The organism is Streptomyces sp. NPDC017890 (genome assembly GCF_044328675.1).
Lineage (GTDB): Bacteria > Actinomycetota > Actinomycetes > Streptomycetales > Streptomycetaceae > Streptomyces.
The window spans coordinates 1-2,460 of the sequence record NZ_JBIRHU010000106.1 but is presented as its reverse complement, the minus strand read 5'-3'; the positions used below and the strand labels follow the sequence as shown (position 1 = coordinate 2,460).

Below are 2,460 nucleotides of genomic sequence, written 5' to 3'. Positions count from 1 at the left end.
CGAGAGCGTACACGAGGATCGGGACAGCGAGGATCGATCCACCGCCTCCGAGGAGACCGAGCAGGATTCCGACGGTGAGGCCGAGCGCCAGCGCCAGGGTCAACGTCATCAACTGCGCACTGCATCCCGACTGCCGAGCGTGTCCAGGGCGGCTTGGAGTTTGGTGGTGGCCTCGGCCGCGACATCTGACAGTGCTGGTTCGCCCGTCACTTGGACCATGAGGTCCGGGTTCATCGCCTCGACGATGACCGATCCGGCGGTGGTGTCGGCACGGACGACGACGTTGCAGGGCAGTAGCAGGCCGATCTCACGCACGATTCCTACGGCGCGGTGTGCAAGCGTGGGATTGCACGCGCCTAGGATCAGATACTTCTCCATGTCTGTGCCAAGTTTGGCTTTCAGGGTGGCCTGCATGTCAATTTCGGTCAGCACACCGAAGCCTTGCTCGGACAGTGCTGCTTTGGTGGCGGTGACCGCCGTCTCGAAGTCGGTGTCGGTCAAGGTGGTCGAGAGTGCGATGGTCATGGTGGAGAATTCCTTCCGTTCGTCGAACTGCGGCAATTGTGTGCCTATCCGCTTCGGGGGTGGCGAAGACTTGGTACGCCCGCTCTGGTGAGAAGCGCACTTGCCGGGCACCAGCCGACCGCGGCGTAGAGGGCGAGGTTCGCGGCGGCGAAGGCGCTGAGCAGCCTCCACCGTGGTGCGTGGAGTTCGCCGAGGGTCAGGCCCGTCGCGGTGACGCCGGCGGCCAGTGCGGGGACGATACGTTCGATCGGCCACCCGGCAGACGTGCTCGAATGCGTGATGTTCGGATCGGTCATGATTCCTCCGTGAGGTGTTGTAATGGTCAGTGCGAGAAGCGGATCGACGGCAACATTCTGCGCAGCCAGCCCGGTGCCCACCATGCAGCGTGACCGCTCAGCCGGAGCAGGACCGGGAGCAGGATCAGCCTGATCAGGAAGGCGTCGAGCAACACCGCGACGCCGAGGATGATGCCCATTTCCTTGGGTGGGAGCGGATCGGAGAGCGCGAAGGTGAAGAACACGGCGACCATGACCGCCGCAGCGGCGAAGATGACGCGTCCGGAGTGCGCGAGGCCGTCGACCTGAGCAGCCTTCGGGTCCCCGGTCTTCTCGTAGTGTTCTTTCGCGGTGGCGAGCAGGAACACGGTGTAGTCCATGGCGATGGCAAAGATCATCGCGAAGAAGAACACCGGCCCCCAGCCGTCGAGGAAACCTTGAGGGGTGAAGCCGAGCAGCGACGATCCGTGTCCGTCTTGGAAGATCAGCTTCGCAACCCCGAACGCTGCGGCGGTCGACAGCAAACTGACGGCGGTGCCGAGGATCGCGATCAGTGGTACCTGCAGAGCGACGAGCAGCAGGATGAAGCCGAGGGCGAGGATGATCCCGATAACCAACGGTAGGTAGTCGTTCAGGGCTTGCTGCAGGTCGAGGTTCTCCGCTGGCGCGCCGCCGACGAGCGCGGACTCCGGTAGTTGTGCGCGTAGGTCACCGAGGATCGTGCCCATGGCCTCTGCGGAAGGGTCCACGGCAGGAAACGCTTGCAGCAGTGTGTAGTTCGAATCGTCTGTTGATGGTGTGGGCGGGGTGACCATCGAGATCCCGTCGACGCTGCTCGCTGCCGCGGCGGTAGCAGCCGCATCGGAAGACGGGACAACTATCTGCAGCGCGCCGGGTGCCCCGTCACCGAACTGGGCCTGAACCAACTCGTAACCTTGCCGAACGGGCGCATCGTCGGGAACGACAGCGATGGACGGCATTGCCACCTTCAGTCCCAGGACAGGTAAGGCCAGGGCGACGAGGATGCCGACGGAGACCAGCGCGAACGGCCATGGGTACTTGTGAAGCAATTCGCCCCACGCAGCGAACTTCGGGGATCGGTGCTGTTGGCGTTTCGCGTAAGGCAGGGATGCTGCGTTGACCTTGGGGCCGAGTGCGCCCAGCGTGGCCGGAAGAAGTGTCATGGTGGCGATCAGAACGAACGTGACGGCCAGCATGATGCCTACGGCCATGGTGCGCACGGCCGGTGCGGGAACGAGCAGCACTGCCGAGAGGCTGACCAGGACGGTAAGTCCGGACAGGAGCACCGCTTTGCCTGCGGTGTCCATGGTTTCGGCAACGGCTGCTCGTGGATCGGCCGTACGGAGGGCGTCGCGGAAGCGGGCGACGATGAACAAGGCGTAGTCGATGCCGAGAGCGAGGGCGAACATCATCGCGAAATTCATCGCCCATACCGAGATCGGTGTGACCTCGTTGAGCAGCACCAAACCGCCGGCGGAGGCGACGAGTCCGGCCACTGTGAGCAACAGCGGCAGCCCGGCAGCGACGAGGGAGCCGAATGCGAGCACCATGATCGCCAAAGTGACTGGCCAAGAGAATAGTTCAGCCTGAATCATCGCATCGTGGTTGGCTTTGTTGAAGTCGGACCACAACGCGGAGG

General features: G+C 63.7%; 3 protein-coding genes. All 3 read right to left on the bottom strand.

What is annotated here, in order from left to right; translation table 11 throughout:
• Nucleotides 1-108 precede the first annotated feature (108 nt).
• The gene (locus ACH4F2_RS35665; protein WP_011133463.1) at nucleotides 109-525 is read right to left on the bottom strand and encodes a DUF302 domain-containing protein; all 417 of its coding nucleotides are present in this window, start codon (nucleotides 523-525) and stop codon (nucleotides 109-111) included.
• A 44-nt stretch (nucleotides 526-569) separates the two neighbouring features.
• Nucleotides 570-821, bottom strand: a complete 252-nt coding sequence (locus ACH4F2_RS35660; RefSeq protein WP_003944652.1) for a YgaP-like transmembrane domain — start codon at nucleotides 819-821, stop codon at nucleotides 570-572.
• Nucleotides 822-847: 26 nt separating this feature from the next.
• A partial coding sequence (locus ACH4F2_RS35655; protein ID WP_398136775.1) for an MMPL family transporter occupies nucleotides 848-2,460 on the bottom strand: 1,613 nt, incomplete at its 5' end.